The 25,399-nt window shown below is 69.6% G+C and carries 22 protein-coding genes; 19 read left to right on the top strand and 3 right to left on the bottom strand.

Features of this window, described 5'->3' with window-relative positions:
• Nucleotides 1-33 precede the first annotated feature (33 nt).
• From ACFY5A_RS12100 to ACFY5A_RS12150, 11 genes are all read left to right on the top strand, one after another.
• Nucleotides 34-696, top strand: a complete 663-nt coding sequence (locus ACFY5A_RS12100) for a sigma-70 family RNA polymerase sigma factor (protein ID WP_341942498.1) — start codon at nt 34-36, stop codon at nt 694-696.
• Nucleotides 693-938 (top strand): zf-HC2 domain-containing protein, encoded by a 246-nt coding sequence (locus ACFY5A_RS12105; protein WP_341942497.1) that lies wholly within the window; start codon nt 693-695, stop codon nt 936-938. The genes ACFY5A_RS12100 and ACFY5A_RS12105 overlap by 4 nt, the downstream gene beginning before the upstream one ends.
• A gap of 74 nt (nt 939-1,012) precedes the next feature.
• Nucleotides 1,013-2,320 carry a GNAT family N-acetyltransferase gene (locus tag ACFY5A_RS12110; RefSeq protein WP_387234293.1) on the top strand — a complete coding sequence of 436 codons (1,308 nt, stop codon included), beginning with the start codon at nt 1,013-1,015 and terminating at the stop codon, nt 2,318-2,320.
• Between the two features lie 202 nt (nt 2,321-2,522).
• Complete coding sequence (locus ACFY5A_RS12115; protein ID WP_105672436.1) at nt 2,523-4,187, top strand: ABC transporter substrate-binding protein; 1,665 nt, start codon at nt 2,523-2,525, stop codon at nt 4,185-4,187.
• 39 nt (nt 4,188-4,226) lie between these two features.
• On the top strand, nt 4,227-5,225 hold the full coding sequence (locus ACFY5A_RS12120; RefSeq protein ID WP_105672435.1) for an ABC transporter permease: 999 nt from the start codon (nt 4,227-4,229) through the stop codon (nt 5,223-5,225).
• Nucleotides 5,218-6,213, top strand: a complete 996-nt coding sequence (locus ACFY5A_RS12125; protein WP_223586674.1) for an ABC transporter permease — start codon at nt 5,218-5,220, stop codon at nt 6,211-6,213. The genes ACFY5A_RS12120 and ACFY5A_RS12125 overlap by 8 nt, the downstream gene beginning before the upstream one ends.
• A complete protein-coding gene (locus ACFY5A_RS12130) occupies nt 6,210-7,061 on the top strand; it encodes an ABC transporter ATP-binding protein (RefSeq protein WP_223586673.1) in 852 nt (283 codons plus the stop codon). Before ACFY5A_RS12125 ends, ACFY5A_RS12130 begins: the two co-directional genes overlap by 4 nt.
• Nucleotides 7,058-7,903, top strand: coding sequence for an ABC transporter ATP-binding protein (locus ACFY5A_RS12135; RefSeq protein ID WP_387234297.1), 846 nt, complete (start codon nt 7,058-7,060; stop codon nt 7,901-7,903). The genes ACFY5A_RS12130 and ACFY5A_RS12135 overlap by 4 nt, the downstream gene beginning before the upstream one ends.
• An 88-nt stretch (nt 7,904-7,991) precedes the next feature.
• Complete coding sequence (locus ACFY5A_RS12140) at nt 7,992-9,137, top strand: ROK family protein (protein WP_387234300.1); 1,146 nt, start codon at nt 7,992-7,994, stop codon at nt 9,135-9,137.
• A gap of 38 nt (nt 9,138-9,175) precedes the next feature.
• On the top strand, nt 9,176-10,432 hold the full coding sequence (locus tag ACFY5A_RS12145; RefSeq protein WP_387234303.1) for a 6-phospho-beta-glucosidase: 1,257 nt from the start codon (nt 9,176-9,178) through the stop codon (nt 10,430-10,432).
• A complete protein-coding gene (locus ACFY5A_RS12150; protein WP_387234306.1) occupies nt 10,429-11,451 on the top strand; it encodes an N-acetylglucosamine kinase in 1,023 nt (340 codons plus the stop codon). Before ACFY5A_RS12145 ends, ACFY5A_RS12150 begins: the two co-directional genes overlap by 4 nt.
• Nucleotides 11,452-11,510: 59 nt before the next feature.
• Here ACFY5A_RS12150 and ACFY5A_RS12155 read toward each other — a convergent pair whose 3' ends face one another.
• Nucleotides 11,511-15,185 (bottom strand): multifunctional oxoglutarate decarboxylase/oxoglutarate dehydrogenase thiamine pyrophosphate-binding subunit/dihydrolipoyllysine-residue succinyltransferase subunit, encoded by a 3,675-nt coding sequence (locus ACFY5A_RS12155; RefSeq protein ID WP_105676504.1) that lies wholly within the window; start codon nt 15,183-15,185, stop codon nt 11,511-11,513.
• 161 nt (nt 15,186-15,346) lie between these two features.
• Here ACFY5A_RS12155 and ACFY5A_RS12160 point away from each other — a divergent pair, with 161 nt between their 5' ends.
• The 3 genes from ACFY5A_RS12160 to ACFY5A_RS12170 all read left to right on the top strand — a co-directional run bounded on the left by ACFY5A_RS12160 (nt 15,347) and on the right by ACFY5A_RS12170 (nt 19,373).
• Nucleotides 15,347-16,801: a GuaB1 family IMP dehydrogenase-related protein gene (locus tag ACFY5A_RS12160; RefSeq protein ID WP_387234310.1), complete on the top strand. Its 1,455-nt coding sequence runs from the start codon at nt 15,347-15,349 to the stop codon at nt 16,799-16,801.
• Nucleotides 16,802-16,998: 197 nt separating this feature from the next.
• Nucleotides 16,999-18,315, top strand: a complete 1,317-nt coding sequence (locus ACFY5A_RS12165; protein ID WP_105676507.1) for a hemolysin family protein — start codon at nt 16,999-17,001, stop codon at nt 18,313-18,315.
• A complete protein-coding gene (locus ACFY5A_RS12170; RefSeq protein WP_387234313.1) occupies nt 18,312-19,373 on the top strand; it encodes a hemolysin family protein in 1,062 nt (353 codons plus the stop codon). Before ACFY5A_RS12165 ends, ACFY5A_RS12170 begins: the two co-directional genes overlap by 4 nt.
• A gap of 18 nt (nt 19,374-19,391) precedes the next feature.
• Here the strand turns inward: ACFY5A_RS12170 and ACFY5A_RS12175 are convergent, their stop codons facing one another.
• The gene (locus ACFY5A_RS12175) at nt 19,392-20,459 is read right to left on the bottom strand and encodes an NADH:flavin oxidoreductase/NADH oxidase (RefSeq protein WP_387234316.1); all 1,068 of its coding nucleotides are present in this window, start codon (nt 20,457-20,459) and stop codon (nt 19,392-19,394) included.
• Nucleotides 20,460-20,516: 57 nt separating this feature from the next.
• On the opposite strand from ACFY5A_RS12175, the gene ACFY5A_RS12180 reads away from it, so the two are divergent.
• The 3 genes from ACFY5A_RS12180 to ACFY5A_RS12190 are packed head-to-tail and all read left to right on the top strand — an operon-like array spanning nt 20,517 to nt 22,926.
• A complete protein-coding gene (locus ACFY5A_RS12180) occupies nt 20,517-21,359 on the top strand; it encodes an ADP/ATP-dependent (S)-NAD(P)H-hydrate dehydratase (RefSeq protein WP_341942488.1) in 843 nt (280 codons plus the stop codon).
• On the top strand, nt 21,356-22,594 hold the full coding sequence (locus ACFY5A_RS12185; protein WP_387234319.1) for a hypothetical protein: 1,239 nt from the start codon (nt 21,356-21,358) through the stop codon (nt 22,592-22,594). Before ACFY5A_RS12180 ends, ACFY5A_RS12185 begins: the two co-directional genes overlap by 4 nt.
• A gap of 2 nt (nt 22,595-22,596) precedes the next feature.
• The gene (locus ACFY5A_RS12190; RefSeq protein ID WP_105676514.1) at nt 22,597-22,926 is read left to right on the top strand and encodes a thiamine-binding protein; all 330 of its coding nucleotides are present in this window, start codon (nt 22,597-22,599) and stop codon (nt 22,924-22,926) included.
• A gap of 39 nt (nt 22,927-22,965) precedes the next feature.
• Here the strand turns inward: ACFY5A_RS12190 and ACFY5A_RS12195 are convergent, their stop codons facing one another.
• Nucleotides 22,966-23,988, bottom strand: coding sequence for an alpha/beta hydrolase family protein (locus tag ACFY5A_RS12195; RefSeq protein ID WP_387234322.1), 1,023 nt, complete (start codon nt 23,986-23,988; stop codon nt 22,966-22,968).
• Between the two features lie 29 nt (nt 23,989-24,017).
• Between ACFY5A_RS12195 and ACFY5A_RS12200 the strand changes: the two genes are divergently transcribed.
• Nucleotides 24,018-24,608: a GNAT family N-acetyltransferase gene (locus tag ACFY5A_RS12200; protein WP_387234325.1), complete on the top strand. Its 591-nt coding sequence runs from the start codon at nt 24,018-24,020 to the stop codon at nt 24,606-24,608.
• Entirely contained in the window at nt 24,605-25,393 is a 789-nt protein-coding gene (locus tag ACFY5A_RS12205; RefSeq protein ID WP_387234329.1) for a PaaX family transcriptional regulator, read from the top strand. The genes ACFY5A_RS12200 and ACFY5A_RS12205 overlap by 4 nt, the downstream gene beginning before the upstream one ends.
• The last annotated feature ends 6 nt before the right edge of the window (nt 25,394-25,399 follow it).

Raw genomic sequence — 25,399 nt, forward strand, 5'->3', positions numbered from 1 at the left:
AACGGGAGCCGCATTCGGGGAGAAGGAGAGAGGATGCTCGCAACGCTTGAGCGCGAGTTCGTCGACCTCAGCGGCCTAGACTGGCCCGTGATGGATGACACCGCAACCGCAGACACGGTCAGCGACCCTCGGCGCGAGTTCGAGGAGCAGGCGATCCCCTTCATGGATCAGCTCTACGCCGCCGCCATGCGCATGACCCGCAACCCCGCCGACGCCGCCGACCTGGTGCAGGAGACCTTCGTGAAGGCGTACGGCTCGTGGGCGACCTTCTCGCAGGGCACGAACCTCAAGGCGTGGCTCTACCGCATCCTCACGAACACATACATCAACATCTACCGCAAGAAGCAGCGCGAGCCGTTCCAGGGCACGATCGATGAGCTCGAGGACTGGCAGCTGGGCGGCGCGGAGTCGACCACGGCGTCGCACAGCCGGTCGGCGGAGGCGGAGGCGATCGACCGCATGCCGGCATCCGTCGTCAAGGACGCGCTGCAGGCGGTGCCGGAGGACTTCAGGCTGGCCGTCTACCTCGCCGACGTCGAGGGATTCGCCTACCAGGAGATCGCCGACATCATGAAGACCCCCATCGGCACCGTGATGAGCCGTCTGCACCGTGGCAGGCGGATGCTGCGGGAGCTGTTGGCCGACTACGCCGCAGAGCGGGGCATCGCCGCGGCTGACACGAGGAGCAGGAAATGAGCGACTGCGGCTGCGACAAGGCCCGTCAGGATCTGGAGGAGTACCTCCGCAACGAGGTGTGCAAGACCGAGCACACCGAGATCCGCGAGCATCTCGAGAACTGCCCGTCGTGCCGCGATGAGGCTCTGGTCGCGACCACGCTCACCGAGGTCGTGGCCCGTGCCTGCAAGGAGTCCGCTCCGGAGGAGCTGCGCGATCAGGTGTTCGCGCGTCTCCGCGAGGTGCAGGCGAGCGCGCACTGACCTGATCGGCGCCGCACCGTATGCGAGCGGTGTCGACCGATCCGCGCGTCGGAACCCCCGGCTACGGTAGAGGCATGACCACCCTCGATGCCCGAGACGTCCCTACCGAACCGATCTCCGCAGAACGACTCGCCGCCGCAGGGCTCGAGTACCGTCTCGTCGACTTCGCAGACGAGAGCGTCGCGAAGAGCTATCAGCGCGCCGTGTCCCGCGGCTTCCTGGGCGGAGAGCCCACGGCCGAGGCGCTCGCGTACGGGAAGACCCCGTTCGAGACGCGGCGCAACACGGCGGTGTTCGACCCCGCCTCGCCGACGGCGGAGTTCCCCGTCGCGACTGTGAACTCCTGGGTCGCCCCGCTCACCGTGCCGGGCGGCTCCGAGATCGACATGTGGTCGATCAGCGTCGTCACGGTGGCCGCGACACACCGACGTCGTGGCATCGCCAGAGCGCTGCTCGAGGGAGAGCTCCGCGCCGCGGCGTCCGCGGGGGCGCCGATGGCCGGCCTCACCGTCTCCGAGGCGACGATCTACGGGCGCTATGGATTCGGCTCGGCCATCCCGATGTCGCGCTTCGAGGTCGACACGCGCCGTGCCGGCTGGGCGGGGCCGTCTCCCGCAGGGCGCATCCAGTACCGCGAACGCGAGGAGCTCGCCGACGATCTCGGCGTCGTGCATGACCGCGTGCGGCGCACCCGTCCCGGCCAGGTCTCGGGCTGGCGCACGCGCTGGGAGGGCTTCGCAGGCGTGTCGCCGTCCGATTCCGAGCGCGACAAGGTCCGCGGCGTCCGGTACCTCGATGAGAGTGGCGCGGTCCGCGGCGTCCTCGTCTACACGCTCGGCGAGAAGGGCGGCACCTTCCGCTTCGGACTGCACGTGAGGATGCTCGTCGCCGAGACCCCGGATGCGACGGCCGCGCTCTGGCGGTTCGCCCTGCAGCACGACCTGGTCGACGAGGTCACCGCGGAACTGCGCCCCCTCGACGATCCTCTTCCCTGGCTGGTCGCGGACCCGCGCGGTGTGGTGCAGACGGTCCACGACCACGGCTGGCTGAGGATCCTCGACGTCGCCGCCGCGCTGTCGGCGCGGCGCTTCTCCGCGCCGCTCGACGTCGTGCTGCGCATCGAGGACGCACTGGGCTTCGCGTCGGGAGACTGGCGTCTTCGTGTCGCCGAGTCGGGAGTCGCGACCGTCGAGCCGGCGTCCGCCGCCGCCGAGGTCGACGCGACGATGGACGTCGCCGTGCTGTCCACCCTGTACGCCGGGGGAGTGCGCGTCTCGACGCTCCACGGGGCGGGCCTGATCGCGGCCGATGCCGACGTCGCAGAGCGTCTGGATCGGGCCTTCGCCTCGTTCCCCGTGCCTGCGCTCGACATCTGGTACTGACCTCGCACGAGTGGTCCGCTCGTCGTCGATCCCTGTGATCGAGGGCGTGGCGGTCGCTCGCCGTCATCAATCGGAAAGAATCTTCACAAAATAATTGGAAAGGTCTTTACCGGAAAGGACCTTTACTATAACCTCGCTTCGAGGGCGGATCCCCCTTCCGCTCTGCTCGACAAGCCAAAGAAGCTCTTGAGACGAGGTTCCCATGCACGACAACCGCTGGAGGAAAGCACTTCCTCTTGTCGCCGGCGCCGCCGCACTCGCCATCACCCTGGGCGGGTGCGCGCCGGCTGGATCCACCTCAGCCGGTGACCGCCCGCTGCGGATGTGGTCCGGATCGATGACGCCGATCACCAACAACTTCAACCCGTTCGCCGTCGACACCGCCACGCACATGACCTACGGTGCGATCTACGAGCCGCTGTTCTTCTTCAACCAGCTCTCGGCGGACGCACCGGTCGGATTGATCGGCGACTCGTACGAGTTCAACGAGGACGGCACCGTCCTCACCATCAAGATCAAGCCCGACCTCAAGTGGTCGGACGACAAGGACCTCACGTCCGAGGACGTCGCCTTCAGCCTGGGATACGCCTCCAACCTCGACCCCGACATGGTGTCGGCCGAGGCTCCGGACGCCACGACCGTCGTCGTGACGTACTCGACGCCCAAGTTCACCGCGACCTCCATGATCCTCGGGTCGACGTGGATCATCCCGAAGCACATCTGGTCGGACATCACCGACTACATGACCGAGACCAACACGGACCCGGTCGGCTCAGGGCCGTACACGCTCAAGTCGTTCACCGACGCCGCCTACACCCTCGAGGCGAATCCGCTCTTCCGCGAGGGCGCACCCGATGTCAAGGAGGTGCAGGACATCGGCATCGACTCGAACCAGTCGGCCGAGGACCTGCTCAAGACCGGCAAGCTCGACTGGGTCGGCCAGTTCATCGCGAACCCCGACGGCGTCACGTCGAACGGGCGGATCAGCACCATGAACCAGCAGCAGGACCCGACGGTGATCACCACCTGCTCCGACGTGTCCCTCGGCTGCGAGGGCGCCCAGACCGACCCCGCAGTGCGTCAGGCGCTGAACCTCGCCATCGACCGCAGCGCCATCACCTCGAAGGCCTTCGCGGGACTCGCCGGTGAGGCGTCCCCGAGCTTCGCGCTGCTTCCGCGCGACGAGAAGTGGCTCGGCGACCCCGAGCTCGCGACCAGCCCGCAGAAGCCCGACGCCGCATCGGCGGCGGAGATCCTCGAAGCGGCCGGCTACACGAAGGACAGCGACGGCTTCTACGGCAAGGACGGCACGCCGATCGAGCTCGACCTGTTCTCGCCGGACGGCTGGACCGACTACAACGACGCCGCGAAGCTGATCAGCTCTCAGGCCGCGAAGGCCGGAATCCGGGTGACCGCCCGCACCGTCTCGGAGACCGAGTACTGGAGCCAGGTCGCGAACGGCCAGTTCCAGCTCGCGCTGTACGGCCTCACCCAGTCGCTCGTCGCCGATCCCTTCTCGAACTACGACCAGTACTTCGCCACTCCCGCCACGGCCAAGGTCGGCGAGACGCCGACGAAGGGGCAGAACTACGCCCGCTACAGCAACGCGACGGTCGACGCCGCGGTGCTCCAGGCCGGAAGCACGCTCGACGAGGCGACGAAGCAGCAGGCCTACGCCACGATCCAGACCGAGATCGCGAAGGATCTGCCCTACATCCCCGTGGTGCTGAACGCCTCGCAGTCGTTCTTCAACACGGCGGACTTCACGGGCTGGCCGACCGAGAGCGACATGTTCGCGGCGCCGCTGCCGTACCTGTCCACGGCATCCGCGGTCATCCTGACGCACCTGCGTCCGGTCAAGAAGTAAGGCCGGTTCCATGGTTCGATCCTGCGAGAGGAGGACGGCGTGAAGTTCTGGATCCGCCGCATCGTGTTCTACGTCGTGACGCTCTGGGCAGCCGTCTCCCTCAACTTCCTGTTGCCCCGGATGCTTCCGGGCGACCCTGTCGCGATCATGCTCGGCAAGCTCCGCCGTGGCGGACGCCAGCTGTCGCAGGAGACGGTCGACGCCGTCACCGCTCTTCTCGGCGGTGACAAGGGATCGAGCCTGTGGGACCAGTACATCGCCTACTGGGGCCGGATGCTGCACGGAGACCTCGGGGTCTCCCTGACCAAGTATCCGGTCCCGGTCAGCGACCTCATCGCCGCGGCGCTGCCGTGGACGGTGACGCTCGTCGGAGCGGCCACCGTCATCTCCTTCGTGCTCGGCATCATCGGGGGCGCATGGGTCGGATGGTTCCGCGGCACCTGGGTCGACCAGCTCGTGCCGATCACGACCTTCCTGCAGTCGATCCCGTACTTCTGGCTCGCCCTCGTGCTCGTCGCCGTGTTCTCGGTGCAGCTGGGGATACTGCCGATCATCGGCGCCTACGACGTCTTCGAGTACCCCGGAGGCCCCGAATGGAGCCTGCCGTTCTTCGGGAGCGTCTTCGTGCATGCGCTGCTCCCCGCCGCGACGATCGTCATCTCCTCGGTCGGCGGCTGGCTGCTCGGCATGCGCAACATGATGGTGCAGACCATGGCGGAGGACTACGTGCTCACGGCGGAGGCGAAGGGACTGCGTCCCTCCCGCATCCGCGGCGCCTACGCGGCCCGCAACGCGTCGATCCCCAGCCTCGCGGGCTTCGGGATCGCGCTGGGCTTCGTCGTCGCCGGCTCCATCGTGACCGAGCAGGTCTTCAGCTACCCGGGCATCGGCAAGCTCATGATCCAGTCGGTGCAGAGCCTCGACTACGCCCTCATGCAGGGAGTGTTCCTCGTGATCACCCTCACGGTGCTGGCGGCGAACTTCCTCATCGACCTTCTGTACGGCTTCATCGACCCGAGGGTGCGTCGCAATGGCTGATCTGATCGAGGCGCCCGTCGCCGACTCCACGCATGCCGTCGCGGTCTCCCGGGCGGACCGCCCGCGCCGCGTCTTCCCCAAGCTCTCGGGCAAGCTGCTCTCGGGCATCGTCATCATCGTCGCGATCGTCCTGTTCGGCCTGCTCGGGCCGCTCTTCACGGGAGACCCGAGGAACGCCGACTTCGATCCGCTGCTCCCGCCCAGCCTGGAGCATCCGTTCGGCACGACGAAGCTCGGCTACGACGTGCTCGCGCAGGTCGCCACGGGTACGCAGGGGTCGCTGTTCGTCGGCGTCGTCGCCGGCGTCGTGTCGCTCGTGCTCGCCCTCGTCTTCGGTGTGCTCGCCGGCTACTTCGGCGGTGTCCTCGACGAGACGCTGATGCTGCTGACGAACATCATGCTCGTGATCCCCGGTCTGCCGCTCGTGATGGTCATCGCGGCCTACGTGCAGCACACCGAGGGCCTCGGGGCGCTCGCGCGCAGCTCGCTGCTCGTGGCCCTCGTGCTCGGGGTCACCGGGTGGGCAGGATCCGCCGTGGTGCTTCGGGGCACCGCACGCTCGCTGCGGACGCGCGACTACGTCGCCGCCGCCGTGGTCGCCGGGGAGCGGCCGATGCGCGTGATCTTCGTCGAGATCCTCCCCAACCTCGTGCCGCTGCTGGCGGCCCAGCTCATCTTCGGCGTCATCTTCGCAGTGCTGGGGGAGGCGGGTCTTTCCTATCTCGGTCTGGGGCCGACAGGATCGATCACGCTGGGGACCGTGCTCAACGACGCCCAGACGGGCCAGGCCGTCGGCAGCGGTGCGTGGTGGTGGTTCGTGCCGCCGGGCGCGATCATCGCCCTGATCGGCACCGGTCTGTCGTTGATCAACTTCGCGATCGACGAGATCGTGAACCCGAAGCTGCGCCTGGCCCCGGCCGCTGCGCGGCGTCAGCGCCGCGCACGCCGTTCCGGCCGCGGCATCGGCGGAGAGGGAGCTGTCGCATGAGTGTTCCGGTGCTGTCGGCGCGCAACGTGTCGATCGAGTACGAGGTGGATCCGCCGGTGCGGGCGGTGCGGGATGTGTCGCTCACGCTGAACCGCGGGGAGATCCTGGGGCTCGCGGGGGAGTCCGGCTGCGGAAAGACCACTCTCGCGTACGGACTGAACCGGCTGCTGAAGGCCCCGGCGCTGATGACGAGCGGCGAGATCGTGTTCCACGACCGCGACGGTCGCGACATCGACATCGTGGCACTCGACGGTGAGGGCCTCAGGGCGTTCCGCTGGGACAAGATCTCGATGGTGTTCCAGGGCGCGATGAACTCCCTGAACCCGGTGATCGACGTGCGGGCGCAGATCTTCGACATCTTCGACACGCATCGTCCGGGGATGGCGCGGCGGGACAAGCAGGCCCGCGCGGAGGAGCTGCTCACCCTGGTGGGTGTGGATCCCGCGCGTCTGACGTCCTTCCCCCACGAGCTGAGCGGCGGCATGCGGCAGCGCATGATGATCGCGATGGCCCTCGCGCTGGACCCGCAGGTGATGATCATGGACGAGCCGACCACGGCGCTGGACGTGGTCGTGCAGCGGGGCATCATCCGCGAGATCATGCGGCTGCGCGAGCGGCTGGGGTTCGCGGTGATCTTCATCACGCACGACCTGCCGATGCTGATCGAGATCAGCGATCGGATCGCGGTGATGCTGCAGGGGCAGATCGTGGAGGAGGGGACCGCGGAGGACATCTACCGGTCTCCGCAGCACGAGTACACGAAGCGGCTGCTGTCGAGCTTCCCGTCGCTGACGGGTGAGCGCGGGGACTTCGTGCGCACAGGCGCGAGCCAGGAGGGTGTCCGATGAGCGGGGAAGCGGTGGCGTCGCTGGAGGCGCGGAATCTCAGCAAGGACTTCCATCTGCGATCGGGGTTCCGCTCGACCGTCCTCCACGCGGTGAAGGACGTGTCGTTCACCGTCGAGGCCGGGCGGACCGTCGCTCTGGTGGGCGAGTCGGGGTCGGGGAAGTCCACGATCGCGCGGATGCTGATGAAGCTGGAGACGCCGACGTCGGGGAGCATCCTGATCGACGGGGTCGAGACGCCCACCAGGGGACGGGCTCTGGCCGCGTACCGGTCGGACGTGCAGATGGTGTTCCAGGATCCGTTCGCGTCGTTGAACCCGTTCCACACGATCGGTCACCACCTGGAGCGGCCGATCCGCCTGCACCACCCCGGTCTGTCGTCGGCGCAGGTGCGGGAGCGTGTGCTCGGGCTGCTGGATCGCGTGCGCCTGTCGCCCGCCGCGGACTACGTGGACCGGCGTCCGCACGAGCTGTCGGGCGGGCAGCGGCAGCGCGTCGCGATCGCCCGCGCCCTCGCCCCCGGCGCCCGGTTCATCGTCGCGGATGAGCCGGTGAGCATGCTGGACGTGTCGATCCGGCTCGGAGTCCTCAATCTGCTCGCGGATCTGCAGCGGGAGGAGAACCTCGGCGTGCTGTACATCACGCACGACCTCGCGACGGCCCGCCACTTCAGCGACGAGATCATGGTGCTCTACAAGGGCGATGTCGTGGAACGCGGTCCCGCGGACGACGTGATCCTGCACCCTCAGCACGAGTACACCCGCACCCTCCTCGCCGCCGCCCCCGAACCCGACAACCTCGGCCGGCTCCGCGATGAGGTCCGCGCCGAGCTCGGCATCCACTGACACCGTTCGCACCGCCTGCCACCCCGCACGAGCGGGGAGGCGGATCCGGCGACCCGAACGACCATCCTGATCAGCGAAAGGAGCATCCATGTCACAGATCGACCCGGGCACCTCGTCCTGGTTGCGCACCAGGAACGACCGCGAAGCCCTTCGTCTGTTCCTCGAGCACGGCGCGCTCACGCGCACGCGCCTCGGAGAGCTCTCGGGGATGTCGAAGCCGACGGCGACGCAGATGATCGCCCGTCTGGAGCGCGCCGACCTCGTCGCCCCGGTCGGCGAGGTCGCCGGCAGCAGAGGGCCGAGCGCCGTCAGCTGGGGCGTCCGCAACGATCGGATCAACGGAGTCGCCGTCAACATGCTCGACGACGGCATCCAGGCCGTTCTCGTCGATGCTCTCGGCACGCCGCATCCGATCATCGAGCTGCCGGTCCACGACGTGGAGCGGTCGCCGGAGAGCGATGTCGGACGGGCCATCGAGGCGGCGTGCGCGGCATCCGGCGCCGAACGGAGCACGGTCGAGGCCGTGACCGTGGGACTGCAGGCCGCCGTCAGCAGCGGCTCCGACACGCTGTCCCTGACCGACACGCTGCCCGGCTGGCCGTCGGAGGGGTCCCGAGAACGGATCGAATCGAGCCTCGGCGTGTCGGCGACCCTGGAGAACGACGTCAATCTCGCCACCATGGCCGAGCGGGCCTTCGGCGTCGCTCAGGATGCCGGCAGCTTCGCTCTCCTCTGGATCGGCGTCGGACTCGGCATCGGGGTCGACCTCGGCGGCTCCATCCATCGGGGCGCTCATGGCGGAGCCGGTGAGATCGGCTACCTGACCGTGGCTGGGAGACCGGGGGAGCCGGGTGCCGTGACCACCGCCCTGCTCGGCTCCGCGTACGTCATGAACCTCGCCGGAGCGCCGTCGACGGCACGCTATCCGCAGGGCGTCGCCGCGATCGCAGCGGACGAGCGGGCACTGCGGGAGATCGCCGCGCGGATAGCCGTGACCATCGAGCCCGTGCTGGCTGTGCTCGATCCGCAGCTCGTCGTGCTCGGCGGTCCGACCTCACTCGCGGGCGGGGATCGCCTCGCCGAGCTCGTCGGCGAGATCGTCCTCAGCGAGGAGCGGCCGACTCCCTCCGTCCGACTCAGTACGACCGGCGACAGCGCCGTTCTCGCCGGGGCCAGGCGTCTGCTCGTGGAGCAGATCCGCAGCCGGCTCGAAGACCGAATCCCCACACAGTGACCCGCACGGGCGCACAGAAGAAAGCACAAGGAGAGCAGATGAAACTCGCCATCGTCGGCGGTGGATCGACTTACACCCCGGAGCTGATCGACGGCTTCATCCGACTTCAGAGGGAGCTGCCCATCGAGGAGCTCGTGCTCGTCGACACCGACCGCGCGAGGCTCGAGCTCGTCGGAGGCATGTCACGTCGCATGCTGCTCCGAGGCGGACACCCTGCCCGCCTCACGACGACGGACGACCTCGTCGCCGGCGTCTCCGACGCGGATGCCGTGCTGATCCAGCTGCGCGTCGGGGGCCAGGATGCCCGTGAGCAGGACGAGTCCTGGCCGCACGACGTGGACTGCATCGGTCAGGAGACCACGGGCCCCGGGGGACTCGCGAAGGCGCTGCGCACGGTTCCGATCGTGCTGCGGATCGCCGAGGTGGTCCGCACGCACGCGAAGCCCGACGCCTGGATCGTCGACTTCACGAACCCGGTGGGCATCGTCACCCGTGCGCTGCTGCAGGCAGGGCACCGCGCCGTCGGTCTGTGCAACGTCGCCATCGGCTTCCAGCGCCGGTTCGCCTCGGAGGCCGGAGTCGCCCCCGACCGTGTCGCGCTCGCGCACGTCGGGCTGAACCATCTCACCTGGGAGCGCGGAGTGTTCGTCGACGGCGTCGACATGCTGCCGAATGCGCTCGAGACGCGTCTGGGCGAGCTCGCAGAGGACGTCGAGCTCGCACCCGCGTTGCTCTCGCAGCTCGGTGTCATCCCCTCGTACTATCTGCGCTACTACTACGCGCACGACGAGGTGCTGCACGAGCAGCTGCACGCATCCACCAGGGCGCAGGAGGTGCGCGCGATCGAGCAGGAGCTGCTGGGCATCTACGCCGACGACGCCATCGACACCAAGCCCGAGATCCTGGAGAAGCGCGGCGGCGCGTTCTACTCGGAGGCGGCGATCGAGCTGCTCATCGCGATCCGCGGTGGCACCGAGCTGCCCAGGGTGGTCAACCTCCGGAACGACGGCGTGCTGCCCTTCCTCCCCGACGACCATGTGATCGAGGTGCCGGCCAGGCACATCGACGGGCGGTTCGTCGCCGAGCCGGTCGCCCCTCTTCCCGATGACATCAGCGGACTGATCAGCGCCGTCGCCGGGTACGAGCGCCTCGCCCTCGACGCCGCGGTCCACGGGGGCCGCGACCGAGTGCTCCGCGCGATGCGCGCGCACCCGCTCGTCCTGCAGCACGACAGAGCGGAGAAGCTCACCGATCTGCTGCTGGCGGCGAACTCCCGGTTCCTGGAGTGGGCGTGACCGCGGCATCCGATCTGGTCCTCGCCGTCGACGGAGGAGGCTCCAAGACGGATGTCGTGCTGCTCGACGTGACCGGCGCCGTGATCGCCTGGGAGCGTGGCCACGGCTCGAGTCCGCAGCTCGAAGGCCTCCACGAGTCCGTGAGGATCATCGACGAGCTCGTCGTGAAGGCTCTCGGCGATCGAGATCCGCAGCGGCTCGTCCACGTCGGCCTGTACCTCTCCGGGCTCGATCTGACCGATGAGATCGAGGCCTTCCGGTCGGCGATCGCCCCGCTGCCCTGGGCGGTGGGATCGGTCATCGCCGAGAACGACCTGCATGCCCTGCTGAGGGCGGGCACCGATTCGGGTGACGCGGTGGCGGTGATCTGCGGGACGGGCATGAACGCGATCGGGGTGCGGGCGGACGGCGCCGCGGTGCGGTTCCCCGCGCTGGGCCCGCTGTCCGGCGACTGGGGCGGCGGGAGCGAGCTGGGCGACGCGGTGGTGTGGCATGCGGCACGCGCCGAAGACGGACGGGGGCCCGCGACCGCGCTGCTTCCGCTGCTGCTCGACGCGGTCGATGCGCCGAGCGTGAGCGCGCTGATCGAGGACGTCCACCTCGGACGCCGGGCCGACGAGGGCTTCGCCCGACTGGCGCCGCTCATCTTCCAGGCCGCTCACGCCGGCGACGCCGTGGCCCGCTCCGTCGTGCAGCGGCAGGCGGAGGAGGTCGTCGCGTACGTGGTCGCGTGCATCGACCGGCTCGGACTCCTCGATGCCGACGTCCCCGTCGTCTTCGGCGGGGGCGTCGCGAGAGCGCGCGACCCGCTCCTGCTGGCGGGCATCACCGAGGGGCTCGCCGCGCGGGTCCCGTTCGCGAGACTGTCGATCGTCGACGCCCCGCCGGTGCTCGGAGCCGCCCTGCTCGCGCTCGGCGACGCGGGAGCGGATGCCGCAGCACTCGCGCGGGCGAGCACGGGGCTCAGCACGGACGAGCGCTTCGCACAGCGGATGCCGGCCACGGCATCCCTCCGCTGAATCCGGAGAGAGACGCGAAAGGGCGCCCCGACCGACGTCGGGGCGCCCTTTTCACATGCTCAGACGGTGAGCGCCTCGCGGATCAGCGTCGCCTGCTCGGCCGCGTGGACCTTCGACGAGCCGGTCGCGGGGGAGGCCGACGCCGCGCGCGCGACCGGGCGGAACGTGCGGTCTCCGGGGACGTCGGCGAAAGCCAGAGCCAGGAACGGCCAGGCTCCCTGGTTCTCCGGCTCCTCCTGCACCCACACCAGCTCGGCGTTCGGGTAGGAGTCGGTGATCGCCTTCAGCTCGTCGATCGGGGTCGGGTACAGCTGCTCGAGACGGACGAGCGCGACCTCCGGGTTCGGGTTCTTCTCGAGGTCGGCGCGGAGGTCCCAGTGGACCTTGCCCGAGTGCACGAGCACCCGCTTGACGGCGCTGCGGTCGAGACCGCGGTCGTCGTCGATGACCGGCTCGAAGCGCCCGCTGGTGAACGCCTCGACCGGGCTGGTGGCGCCGCGCAGACGCAGCATCGCCTTCGGCGTGAACACGATCAGCGGCTTGCGCGGACGTGCGTAGGCCTGACGGCGCAGCAGGTGGAAGTGCGAGGCGGGGGTGGAGGGGCGAGCCACGATCATGTTCTCCTGCGCGCACAGCTGCAGGAAGCGCTCGATGCGCGCCGACGAGTGGTCGGGTCCCTGGCCCTCGTAGCCGTGCGGGAGCAGCAGGGTCACACTGGACTGCTGGCCCCACTTCTGCTCCGCGGCGGAGATGTACTCGTCGATGACGGACTGGGCGCCGTTGACGAAGTCGCCGAACTGCGCCTCCCACAGCACGAGCGCCTCGGGCGCCTCGACGGAGTAGCCGTACTCGAAGCCGAGGGCGGCGTACTCGCTGAGCAGCGAGTCGTAGACGAAGAAGCGGCCCTGGGCGTCGGAGAGGTTCGACAGCGGCAGCCACTCCTGGCCGTTCGCGCGGTCGTGCAGAGTCGCGTGGCGCTGCACGAACGTGCCGCGACGGGAGTCCTGACCGGCGAGACGCACCGGGGTGCCCTCCACGAGCAGGGAGCCGAAGGCGAGCAGCTCGCCGAAGCCCCAGTCGATGCCGCCGTTGCGGCTCATGTCGAGACGCTTATCGAGCAGCTGCTGGATCTTCGGGTGCACCGTGAAGCCCTCGGGCTTGTTCACGAAGGCGTCGCCGATGAGCTGGATGACCTCCTTCGCGACGCCGGTGACCTCGGGCGCGCCGATCTGCTCGTCGACGGGCAGCAGATCGGGGGCGATCGGGGTCGCACCGGTCTCGGCGGCGTGCGTCTCGGCGAACGCGATCTCCAGACGGTTCTGGAAGTCGGCCTTCGCCTGGTCGTACTCCTCCTCGGTGATGTCGCCGCGTCCAACGAGGGACTCGGTGTAGAGCTTGCGCACCGAGCGCTTCGCCTGGATGAGGTCGGTCATCAGCGGCTGCGTCATCGAGGGATCGTCTCCCTCGTTGTGTCCGCGGCGGCGGTAGCAGACCAGGTCGATGACGACGTCGCGGTGGAACCGCTCGCGGTACTCGAACGCCAGCTGTGCGACGTGGATGACGGCCTCGGGGTCGTCGCCGTTCACATGGAAGACCGGCGCCTGGATCGTCTTGGCGACGTCGGTGGAGTACACCGACGTGCGGCCGTCGTTCGGGGTGGTGGTGAAGCCGACCTGGTTGTTCACGACGACGTGGATGGTGCCGCCCGTGCGGTAGCCGCGCAGCTGCGACATCTGCAGCGTCTCGACGACGACGCCCTGTCCGGCGAACGCGGCGTCGCCGTGCACGAGGATCGGCAGCCAGGTGAAGGTGCCGATGGGCTTGCGGTCCTGCTTCGCGCGCACGATGCCCTCGAGCACTCCGTCCACGGTCTCCAGGTGCGAGGGGTTCGCCGCGAGGTAGACGGGCAGCTGAGCGCCGTCCTCGGCGATGAAGGTGCCCTCGGTGCCGAGGTGGTACTTCACGTCGCCGGAGCCGCGCTGGTTGCCCGGGGTCTGGTGTCCCTCGAACTCCTGGAACACCTGGCCGTAGGTCTTGCCGGCGATGTTGGTGAGGACGTTCAGGCGGCCGCGGTGGGCCATGCCGATCGCTGCGCCCTCGAGCCCCGCGTTCGCGGCGCCCTGGAGGATCTCGTCGAGCAGGGGGACGAGGGACTCGCCGCCCTCGAGGGAGAAGCGCTTCTGGCCGACGAACTTGGTCTGCAGGAAGGTCTCGAACGCCTCGGCCTCGTTGAGCTTGCGGAGGACGCGGAGCTGCTCGTCATGACCGGGCTTCTGGTACTTGACCTCCACCTTCTCCTGGAACCAGCGGCGCTGCTCCGGGTCCTGGATGTGCATGTACTCGATGCCCAGCGTGCGGCAGTACGAGTCGCGCAGCACGCCGAGGATGTCGCGCAGCTTCGCGATGCGACGTCCGCCGAATCCGCCGGTGACGAACTCGCGGTCGAGGTCCCAGAAGGTGAGGCCGTGGTTCTCGATCTCGAGGTCAGGGTGCGAGCGCTGCACGTACTCGAGGGGGTCGATGTCGGCCATCAGGTGTCCGCGGACGCGGAACGAGTTGATGAGCTCCTGCACGCGAGCCTGCTTGTCGACGCGCTCGGCGAGGTCCACCGCGATGTCGGCGTTCCAGCGGATCGGCGCGTACGGGATGCGCAGGGCGGCGAAGATGTCGTCGTAGAAGCCGCGCTGCCCGATGAGCAGCTCGTGCACCTTCTTCAGGAACTCGCCGGATCCGGCGCCCTGGATGACGCGGTGGTCGTAGGTGCTGGTGAGGGTGATCGTCTTGCCGATCGCCAGCTCGTTCAGCGTCTTGTCGCTCGCGCCCTGGAACTCGGCCGGGTACTCGAGCGCGCCGGCGCCGATGATGCAGCCCTGGCCCTTCATCAGACGCGGCACGGAGTGCACGGTGCCGATGCCGCCGGGGTTCGTGAGCGAGACCGTGGTGCCCTGGAAGTCGGCGGCGGTGAGCTTGTTGTTGCGAGCGCGGGTGACGAGGTCCTCGTACGCGACGAGGTACTCGCTGAACGTCATCGTGTCGGCGCGCTTGATGCTCGGCACCATGAGGGCGCGGGTGCCGTCAGGCTTGGGAAGGTCGATCGCGATGCCGAGGTTGACGTGCGCGGGGGCGACGACCGAGGGCTTGCCGTCGATCTCGGCGTAGAAGACGTTCTGGCTGCGGAACTCGTCGAGCGTGCGGATGAGCGCCCAGCCGATGAGGTGCGTGAAGCTGATCTTGCCGCCGCGGGTGCGAGCCATGTGGTTGTTGATGACGATGCGGTTGTCGATCATCAGCTTCGCGGGAACGGTGCGGACGCTGGTGGCGGTCGGAACCGTCAGCGACTCGTCCATGTTCGCGGCGAGGGTCTTGGGCAGACCGCGCAGCGGGGTGACCTTGTCCTCTTCGGCCGCGTCGACTGCCGCATCCTTCGCCTCGGGCTTCGGCGCCTGGGCGGGGATCGGGGCGGCTGCTGCGGGCTTGGCCGTGGTGCGCGCGACGGGCTGCGCGCCGATGACGGGGATCGGAGCCGTCACAGGGTGCGCGGGCTGAGCGGGAGCGGGAGATGCGGCTGCGGCGGTGCCGGTCGCGGCATCCGACTGGTACTTCTCCAGGATCGGCCACCACTCCTTGTCGACGGAGTCGCGGTTCACCTTGAACTGCTCGTAGAGCTCTTCGACGAGCCAGGAATTGGCTCCGAACCCCCCGTCGCCCCCGACGCCGGTCACCTGGTTCGACACGCTCGATCGCCCTCTTTCATCGCTGAATCTCAACGTGTGCTCACAAGGACGCAGGATGCGCCCGGGTCTGCACACTCTCGACCCACAAGCCTAACGTGTTTCCCCCGGGGATTCGTCGTCGCGGCGCGCCAAGATGCCGACGATCTCGGTACCGTGGAGTCATGGAGTTCGCAGGCAAGCAGCCCACCGTCGATCTGACCTATTCGGACGTGTTCCTCGTGCCGCGCCGATCCGGCGTGGCGAGCCGTCTGCAGGTCGATCTCGCTCCGAACGACGGCACCCCGGCGACGCTGCCGCTGGTCGCCTCGAACATGAACTCCGTGACGGGGCCGCGGCTCGCCGCGGTGCTCGCGCGACGCGGTGGGCTCGGGGTGCTTCCGCAGGACATGCCGCTGCAGGATCTGGATGCCGCGATCCGCGACGTCAAGGACCAGCCGGTGCTCTGGGACACGCCCCTCGTGCTCCCGCCGACGGCATCCGTCTCCGAGGCGCTCCGGCTGCTCCCCGCGACCGCGGGGCACGGCATCGTCGTGGCGAAGGGGACGGCCCCCTACACGGTCGAGCAGATCCTCGGCATCCTGCCCGCCGCACGCCTTGCGACCGCGCTGACGGACGCTCAGCTCGGGGATCTCGTGCACACGGGCACGCCCTCGCTCGACGCGGACGACATCGGCTCCGAGCGGCACGCGTTCGACGTGATCACCGACGCCGGTGTCGAGATGGTGACGATCGTCCGCCACGGACACCTGGTCGGCACCCTCAGCGCTCGCAGCGCGCTGCGAGCGACCCTGTACCGCCCCGCCCTCGACGCGGACGGCCGTCTCGCGGTCGCCGCGGCTGTCGGCATCAACGGCGACGTGGCGTCCAAGGCCCGCGCGCTGGCCGCCGCCGGTGTGGACGTGCTCGTCGTCGATACCGCGCACGGGCACCAGGAGGGGATGCTGCGCGCGCTGCGCGAGGTGTCGTCGCTCGACCTCGGACTGCCGATCGTCGCCGGCAACATCGTCACCGCCGACGGCGTGCGCGACCTGGTCGACGCCGGAGCGACGATCCTGAAGGTCGGGGTCGGCCCCGGCGCGATGTGCACGACGCGCATGATGACCGCCGTCGGGCGTCCGCAGTTCTCCGCCGTGCTCGAGACCGCGGAAGCAGCGCGGTCGCTCGGCGCCCACGTCTGGGCCGACGGGGGAGTGCGCTACCCGCGCGACGTGGCGCTGGCGCTCGCCGCGGGGGCCGCGTCGGTCATGGTCGGGTCCTGGTTCGCGGGCACGATCGAGGCGCCGGGCGAGCTGCAGCGCGATGCGGACGGACGGATCTTCAAGGAGTCCTGGGGCATGGCGTCGACCAAGGCCGTCCAGGCCCGATTCGGTCGTCTGGACGCCTATGAGCGCGCGCGCAAGGAGCTCTTCGCCGAGGGCATCTCCTCGTCGAAGATCTACCTCGACCCGCTGCGTCCGGGCGTCGAGGATCTGCTCGACATGATCACCTCCGGTGTCCGCTCCTCGTTCACCTACGCCGGCGCGTCGTCCGTGCCGGAGTTCCACGACCGCGCACTCGTGGGTCTGCAGTCGGCAGCCGGCTACGAGGAGGGCAAGGCTCTGCCCGTCAGCTGGTAGTCGCTCCGCGAGAACCCCCGTCGCGCGGGGTGCTGCGCCCGAGCCGCACTCGGCGCGAGGGATTCAGGAGAGGGTGGGCGTCACGGGTGCGCCTGACCCTCAGCCGGATTCTGTACAATCGTGCTCACCATGGACGACCCTCCCAGTTGCAGTACATCGCCCCACCGCCCGCCTCTCGATAGCGAGAGGAACCTCTGATGGATTACATCCTGTTGGGCGTGGGGCTCCTGCTCACAGTCGGGACCGGCCTGTTCGTCGCGAGCGAGTTCGCGCTGGTCAACCTCGACCGTGCCGAACTCGAAGCGCGTCAGGCTCGCGGCGAGACCCGGCTCTCCCTCACGATCCGTGCGCTCAGGCACACGTCGACGCATCTGTCGGCGGCGCAGCTCGGCATCACGCTGACGACGCTCCTCACCGGATACACGATGGAGCCTGCGCTGTCGAACCTCCTGCGTCCGACCTTCGTCGCGTGGAGCATCCCCGAGGCGGCGATCGCGCCGATCTCGACCGTCGTGGCGATGGTCGTGGCGACTTCGCTGTCGATGATCCTCGGCGAGCTCGTCCCCAAGAACTTCGCCCTCGCGCTGCCGCTGGCGACGGCGAAGATGGTCATCCCGTTCCAGGTGGCGTTCACGACCGTGTTCAAGCCGGCCGTGGTCGTGCTCAACGGGAGCGCGAACGGCGTGCTGCGCAGCATGGGCGTCGAGCCCAAGGAGGAGCTCTCCGGCGCCAGGACCGCCGAGGAGCTCTCCTCGCTCGTCCGCCGCTCAGCCATGGCCGGCCTGCTCGAAGAGGACACCGCGACGCTGCTCGACCGCACTCTGACCTTCGCGCGGCTCACCGCCGCCGACGTCATGACGGCACGACCCAGCATGCACGCGATCGCCGCGGGTGATTCGGCCGATGACGTCATCCAGCTCGCTCGGCGCACCGGGCACAGCCGCTTCCCCGTGTACGACGACGATCTCGACGACATCACCGGCGTGGTCCACCTGAAGGCCGCCATCTCCGTGCCGCGCGACCGTCGCTCCGAGGTGCCGGTGGGCGCGCTCGCCACCGAGCCGCTGCGCGTGCCGGAGACGGTGCACATCGACGGACTCATCTCCGAGCTGCGGGCCCGCGGCTATCAGCTCGCCGTCGTCGTCGACGAGTACGGAGGCACCGCGGGTCTGGTCACTCTCGAGGACCTCATCGAGGAGATCGTCGGCGAGGTGTCCGACGAGCACGACCGCACCCGCGCGGGCGTCATCGTCGGTCGCGACGGCGTGACCTTCCCCGGCGAGCTGCGACCGGACGAGCTGCGCAGCCGTGCGGGCGTCGAGGTTCCGGAGGGCGATGTCTACGACACCGTCGCCGGCTACGTCATGAGCGTCCTCGAGCGCGTGCCCGCGGTGGGTGACGAGGTGCCTCTCGAATCGGGTGTGCTCCAGGTGGTGCGCATGGACGGTCGCCGTGTCGACCGCATCCGCTACGTCCCGAGATCCGAGGACGCGGATGAGGAGGTGACCCGATGAGCGATTGGGCGGGAATCGTCTGGCTCGTGGTGCTGCTCATCGGCAACGCCTTCTTCGTCGGCGCCGAGTTCGCCGTCATCTCGGCTCGCCGTTCGCAGATCGAGCCGCGCGCGGAGCAGGGCTCCCGCTCGGCCAAGACGGCGCTGTACGCGATGGAGCACGCGACGCTCATGCTCGCGACGTCCCAGCTCGGCATCACGATCTGCTCGCTGCTGATCCTGAACGTCTCCGAGCCGGCGATCCACCATCTGCTCGCCGCTCCGCTGCATGCGTTCGGGTGGACGGATGCCGTCGTCGACGCCGTGTCCTTCACGATCACGCTGCTGATCGTGTCGTTCCTGCACGTGGTGTTCGGCGAGATGGTGCCGAAGAACCTCGCGTTCTCGCTGCCGGACCGCGCCGTGCTGCTGCTCGCCCCGCCGCTGGTCTGGGTGTCGAAGGTCTTCATGCCGGTCATCTGGGTGCTCAACGCCGCCGCGAACGGCGTGCTGCGGCTGTTCCGCGTGGAGCCGAAGAGCGAAGCCGCGTCGACGTTCACCCTGGGCGAGGTGGCGACGATCGTCGACCAGTCCCGCCGCGAGGGCGTGCTGGCCGACTCCGCGGGCACCGTGGCGGCCGCCGTCGAGTTCACCGACAAGAAGGCGCGTGACGTCGCCGTGCCGCTGAGCGATCTGGTGACGCTGCCGCAGTCGACGACGCCCGACGACATCGAGAAGGCGGTCGCCCGCTACGGGTTCTCCCGCTACGTGATCGTCGACGCCGAGGACACCCCGATCGGGTACGTCCACCTCAAGGACATCCTGCGCGCCTCCGAGGGGCCGAACGCCGAGGTGAGGATGGCCGAGCCGCTGCCGGCGAAGCGCATCCACCACATGGTGCCGGTGCAGGAGGACACAGACCTCGAGGATGCGCTCGCCGTGATGCGCCGCGCCGGACGCCACCTGGCGAAGGTGCGGAACGCCGAGGGCGAGACCACCGCCGTGCTGTTCCTCGAGGACATCCTCGAGGAGCTCGTCGGAGAGGTCCAGGACGCGACCAGGAGGGTGCGCGGTCACTGACCGCGCGCCCTCCGGGGCTCAGCGCCAGCGGGCGCGCTCGTACTGCGGCGGCCAGGTCGTCTGCGCGTCGAGCTCGTGCGCGGCGCGGAGCCCGAAGTGCGGATCGCGCAGCCACTCCCGGCCGGCGAAGATCGCATCGGCCGCACCGTCGACGAGCACCTGCTCCGCCTGCTCGGCCGCGGTGATCAGTCCGACCGCCGAGACGGGGACCCTCCCGCCTCGGCGCACGGTCTCGGCCAGCGCGACCTGGTAGCCGGGGAAGACGTCGATCCGCTGATGAGAGACGAGCCCGCCGCTGGACACGTCGATGAGGTCGGCGCCGTGCTCGGAGCACCAGGTGCCGACGGTCGTCGCCTCCTCGGCGGTGAAGCCTCCGTCGGCGTGGTCGGTCGCCGAGATCCGCACGAACACGGGCACGTCGGCCCCCGCCTCGGCGCGGACGGCGTCGATCACACGGAGCAGCAGCCTCGCCCGGTTCTCCAGCGAGCCGCCGTACTCGTCTTCCCGGAGGTTCGACAGGGGGGAGAGGAACTGGTGCAGCAGGTAGCCGTGCGCGCCGTGGATCTCGAGCACGTCGAACCCGGCGTCGAGCGCGCGACGAGCGGATGCCGCGAAGGCCTCGACCACCGCGTCGATCCCGGCGCCATCCAGAGCGCGGGGCTCGGCGAAGCCGTCGAAGGCCACGGCGGAGGGCGCGAGAGTGGTCCAGCCGCCCTCTGCGGCGGGCACCGAACCGCGCTCCGCCGCCCACGGCCACCACGTCGACGCCTTGCGTCCGGCGTGGGCGAGCTGGATTCCGGCGGCGGCGCCGCGGTCGTGGATCGCCTGCACGATCGGCGCCCACGCATCGCGCTGCTCGTCGTTCCACAGGCCGGCGTCGCGCGGCGAGATCCGCCCCTCGGGGACGACCGAGGTCGCCTCGGCGATGATGAGCCCGGCCCCGCCGGACGCGAACTGGGCGAGGTGCGTGTGGTGCCACTCCTGCACGACGCGGTCGACCGCGCTGTACATGCACATGGGTGAGACCCAGAGCCGGTTGCGGAGGGTGACGGATCGGACGCTCAGGGGAGAGAAGAGGATGCTCACTCCTCCGACGCTAGCCGCTGCGGGAGGTACCGAGGGTCGTCGCACTAACGTGGAGTCATGGTCGATGTCCGAGAGTGGTCGCGGAGCGATACCGCGCGCTTCCTGAGGGCGCCCTCGGACGCCGACGACAAGTACTCGCGCGGCGTCGTCGCCCTGCGCACAGGGTCGGACGCCTACCCCGGCGCGGCCGTGCTGGGCGTCGAGGCTGCGTGGCGGGCGGGGGCCGGTTTCGTGCGGTACGTCGGTTCGGGCCGGGCGGCGGATGCCGTGCTCGCGCGCCGCCCTGAGACGGTGATCGCCCAGGATGCCGGTCGGTCGCGCGTCGGCGCGTGGGTGATCGGGTCCGGCACCGATGCCGCTCTGCGCACCGAGGAGGAGACGACCGCGCTGCGGGAGATCCTCGCGGACGCCGCGCCCGTCGTGGTCGACGCGGGTGCTCTCGATCTCGCTCTCGGCGCGGCGGCGCCCTTCGTGGTCACCCCGCACGCGGGGGAGTTCGCGCGTCTTCGGGAGAGTCTGCGGCTGCGCCCTGCAGATCAGAGCCCTGAATCGGCGGTCGCCGAGGTCGCTGCAGCGCTCGGCGGCACCGTGCTGCTCAAAGGCGCCCGCACGCTCGTCGCCGATCGCGACGGGGTCGTCCTGAGCGTCCGCGAGAGCACTGGCTGGCTCGCCACGGCGGGCACCGGCGACGTCCTCGCGGGGGTCATCGGCGCACTGGTCGCTGCGTGCCCTGAGGCTCCGATCGCGGAGATCGCCGCCGCCGGCGCCTGGCTGCACGGCCGCGCGGGCAGGCTCGCCGCGGGAGTCATCGGCACGGAGGCGACCGGTCAGGGGCATCCGATCGTCGCCCTGGACGTCGCCGCCGCGCTTCCCCGTGCGATCGGGGACCTGCTCTCGTGAATCGCTCCGGCGACGTCCGACTGGTCGGGCTCTGGACGGCCTTCCTGCTCGTGCACCTGTTCACGGTCGTCGTGGGCTGGGTGTACCCGAGCCAGCCCATGGGCGACGTGGTGCTCGTGTACGAGCCGTGGGCGGCATCCGCCCTGTCGGGTGGACCGATCGTGGGCGTCACGGAGACCTGGGTGTATCCGCAGCTCGCCCTCCTGCCCATGCTGCTGGCCAAGGCGCTGTCGCTGCCGCTCATCCCGGCGCTCGGCGCATCGAGCGCCTATCTCCTCGCGTGGGCGGCGATGGTGACGGCCCTCGACGCGATCGCCTTCGGCGTGCTGCTCGGGCGCTCTCCGGCACGACCGCGACGTGTCGCCGCGTGGTTCTGGATCCTGGCCCTGCTCCTTCTCGGCCCCATCGCGCTGTACCGCATCGATGCCGTGACGGTGCCGCTCGTGGTGATCGCCGGGCTCTGGCTCACCCGTCGCCCCGCGCTCGCCGCCGCGCTGCTCACGGTCGGCGCGTGGATCAAGATCTGGCCGGGAGCAGTGCTGCTCGCGGCCGTCGTGGCGTTCAGGGTGCGGGTGCGGATGCTCCTCGCCGCCGCATCCGTCACCGCCGCGGTGATCGTCGCGCTGTACCTGCTGGGCGCCCGGCAGGAGATCCTCGGGTTCCTCACCGAGCAGACCGGCCGCGGCCTGCAGATAGAGGCGGTGGCGGCGACGCCGTTCCTCTGGCTCGCCGTCGCCGGTTCGGCGCGTATCGAGTACAGCTACGACATCCTCACGTTCCAGATCTCGGCGCAGGGGGCGGATGCCGTCGGCGCCGCGCTCACCCCGCTGATGGCGCTCGTCGTCCTCGTCATCGCCGCGATCGGCGCCGTCACGGCCATACGGGGGGCGGATTTCTCCCGGCTGTTCCCGCCGCTCGCGCTGTCGCTGGCGACGACGCTCATCGTGATGAACAAGGTGGGGTCTCCGCAGTTCCAGACCTGGCTGCTCGCGCCGGTCATCCTCTGGCTCGTGCTCGATCGCGTCAGAGCGAAGGCACCAGCGGGGGTCGTGCTGGCTCTGGCGCTGCTGACCTGCCTCGTGTACCCGCTGAACTACGACGCCCTGCTGCGCGCAGAGCTGCTGCCCGTCGTCGTGCTGTCGCTGCGCAACGTCCTCCTCGTCGTCCTCCTCGTCCTCGGCATCCGCGCGCTGCTGCGGGTGCCGGCCCGCCCCACATCGAACACCAGGGAGTGAACATGCTCATCGCCTTCTCCGTCGCCCCGAGCGGCACACCGTCCGGAGGATCAGAGCGCGACGACGCGTCGGTGCACGACGCGGTCGCCGCCGCCGTCCGCGTCGTGCGCGAGTCGGGACTCCCGCACCGCACCACGAGCATGTTCACCGAGATCGAGGGACCGGACTGGGACTCCGTGATGGATGTCGTCAAGCGCGCCACCGAGGCGGTGATGCCGTTCGGCTCCCGCGTCTCGCTCGTGCTGAAGGCGGACATCCGCCCCGGCTACTCCGGCGAGCTCGACGCCAAGATCGAGCGCCTGGAGGCGGCGATCGACGAGTCCGCCGAATAGCAGCCCGCCAGACGCCGCGCTCCGAGGGGTCTCGGAGTCTCAGTCGATGTCGCGGAGATAGCCCGTGTAGGCGTCGATCACGCCCGGAGCGAGGAGAGCCCTCGGCCACACCGTGCCGATCAGCGTTCCGACGAACGCGTCGTCTTCGACGATCGGACGCGCCAGGGAGTGCGCCGAGTCGACCCGACGCACGCTCAGCATCGAGCCGAAGACGTCGCGGTAGACGCGCTCGGTCTCATCGACGTCGACGTTGCGGTCGTGCTCTCCGATGAGAAGGAGGATCGGGATCTCCCGCATCGCAGAGGCGCGGAGGTCCGCGGTGGCGTCGGCGTACATGTTGCGGGCGACGAATGCCCATCGCGCGGCGGTCATCGGTGGATCGTCGGTGGTGATCTCGCGATACTCCTCGTACGAGGCGCCGCGGTCGAGGAGCCCGCGCACGGCGTCGCTCTCGGCGATGGCCTGCGTGCGGGCGGCTTCGGTCGCGTGCTCGTGGTCGAGGTCGGCGAGGAGATTGAATCGGCCCTGCGTGAGCCAGTTGATCGCCGTCCCCGCCGCGACCACGCCGTCGATGTCGTCGCGCGCGGCGACGACCTTCGGCATGACCCACCCCGCCTGGCTGGCTCCCCACAGGATGATCCGCTCGGTCGGGATACCGGCCTGTCCCAGGGCCCAGTCGATGGCGACGCTCACCTCGGCGGCGCGATCGTCCATCGACTGGTCCAGCCAGTCGCCGGTCGATCCGCCGACTCCCGGTTTGCTCCAGGAGAGGGTTGCGAATCCCGCGTCGGCCGCGCCCTCGAACCAGGGGGAGTACAGGCCGTCCTGCGTCGCGTCCACGGCGCTGTCGCCGTGCACCATGACGACGAGGCCTCGGGGCGAGTCGGTGGGCGGCATGGTGAGCACGCCGTCGAGTCGACCGTCGGTGGTCGGGATCTGCACGGCGGTCTGGGTGAAACGGTAGTCGTTTCCGAGGAGCACCACACCCGCGGCGGCGAGCGCCACGGCGAGGGCGATGCCGGCGATGATGACGGGCTTTCGCCAAAAGTTCAAATTGCGCACGAACGTAGCCTATCTGATAGAACTGAACCATGAGCGCTGTGCAGATCGACCTCGGATTCGACGAGTCCGAGCGGGAGCACATCGGCGCGCTGTACTGGGGGGCGTTCCGGAGGAAGCTGCGTCCCGCCTTCGGCGACGATGCCGTGGGGCTCCGCGTGATCCGTGCGGCGATGCGCTCGGATCGGATGCTCGTCGCGCGATCCGAGGGAGGCGTCGTCGGCGTGTGCGGCTTCCACGCGGATGGCACCGGCGCCGTGGAGCTGAGCATGAAGTCCCTGCGCAGCCACCTCTCGATCGGGGGAGCGCTGCGCGCGGCACTCGTCCTCAGCGTGCTCGCTCGCGAAGATCATCCCGGCTCGCTCGTGCTCGACGGGATCTGCGTCGACGCCGACCAGCGCGGTACAGGCATCGGCACCTCGCTTCTCGATGCCGCAGAGCGTCTTGCCCGGAACAGGGGTGCGACGTCCGTGAGGTTGTCGGTGGTCGACAGCAACCCCCGCGCCCGCGCGCTGTACATGCGTCGCGGCTTCGTGCCGATCGAGTCGGGCGCTCTGGGTCTCCTGGGGTTCGTGTACGGTTTCGATCGATACACGGTGCTGACCAAGGAGCTGTCTTCATGACCGACCAGATCTCGCCGCGCACCCTGATCGAAGCGCACCTGCCGTTCGCCGGCGAGGTCGACCTCGCTCTGATCTATGCCACCGCCAACGAGCTGGGGATCGAGGACCAGCCCGTGAGGCTGGCGCTCAGGCGCCTCATCTCCGCCGGTGAGCTCGAGCAGCGCGGTCGCGGGCGTGCGGGAGTCGTCGAGCTCACGGAGTCCGGACGAGCACGGCTGGACATCGACCGGATCGCGGTCCGGCTGGCCTTCGCCCAGGACGCGGGGCAGGCGCCCTGGGACGGATTCTGGCGGCTCCTCGGCATCAGCGCACCGGAGTCGCACCGTGCGATCCGCGACGCGTTCCGCAGAGACATCGTGAGTCTCGGTGCCGCTCCCTTCTCCACGGGCCTGTACGTGACGCCGCACGACCTGACCGCGTTCCTTCCGGCCGGCGCCGGTCCGTATCTCGTGACAGCCGCATCCGGCGACCTCACGATGAGGGGGATCACGGATCCGCAGGAGATCGTGGAGTCGCTGTGGCCGGCGCAGCCCACCCTCGCTGCGTACGCGGAGCTCGATCGCGCGCTCGTGGCCCTGCCTGCGGGGTTGTCGCCGGTCGCCCGCCAACTCCGCCTGGCCGATGCGTTGGAGCTCGCGCTCCGAGACGACCCGCTGATCCCGAGCGAGCTGCGTCCCGATCCGTGGAGACCCGCAGGGGCGAGGCGCCGCTGGCTGGATCTCTGGGACGCCGCTCGCGGCCACGACGGCACGGAGCTGATCTACCGCGGCTGGCTGCCCGAGTGATCGCGC

The organism is Microbacterium sp. NPDC012755 (assembly GCF_042901325.1).
GTDB lineage: Bacteria > Actinomycetota > Actinomycetes > Actinomycetales > Microbacteriaceae > Microbacterium > Microbacterium natoriense.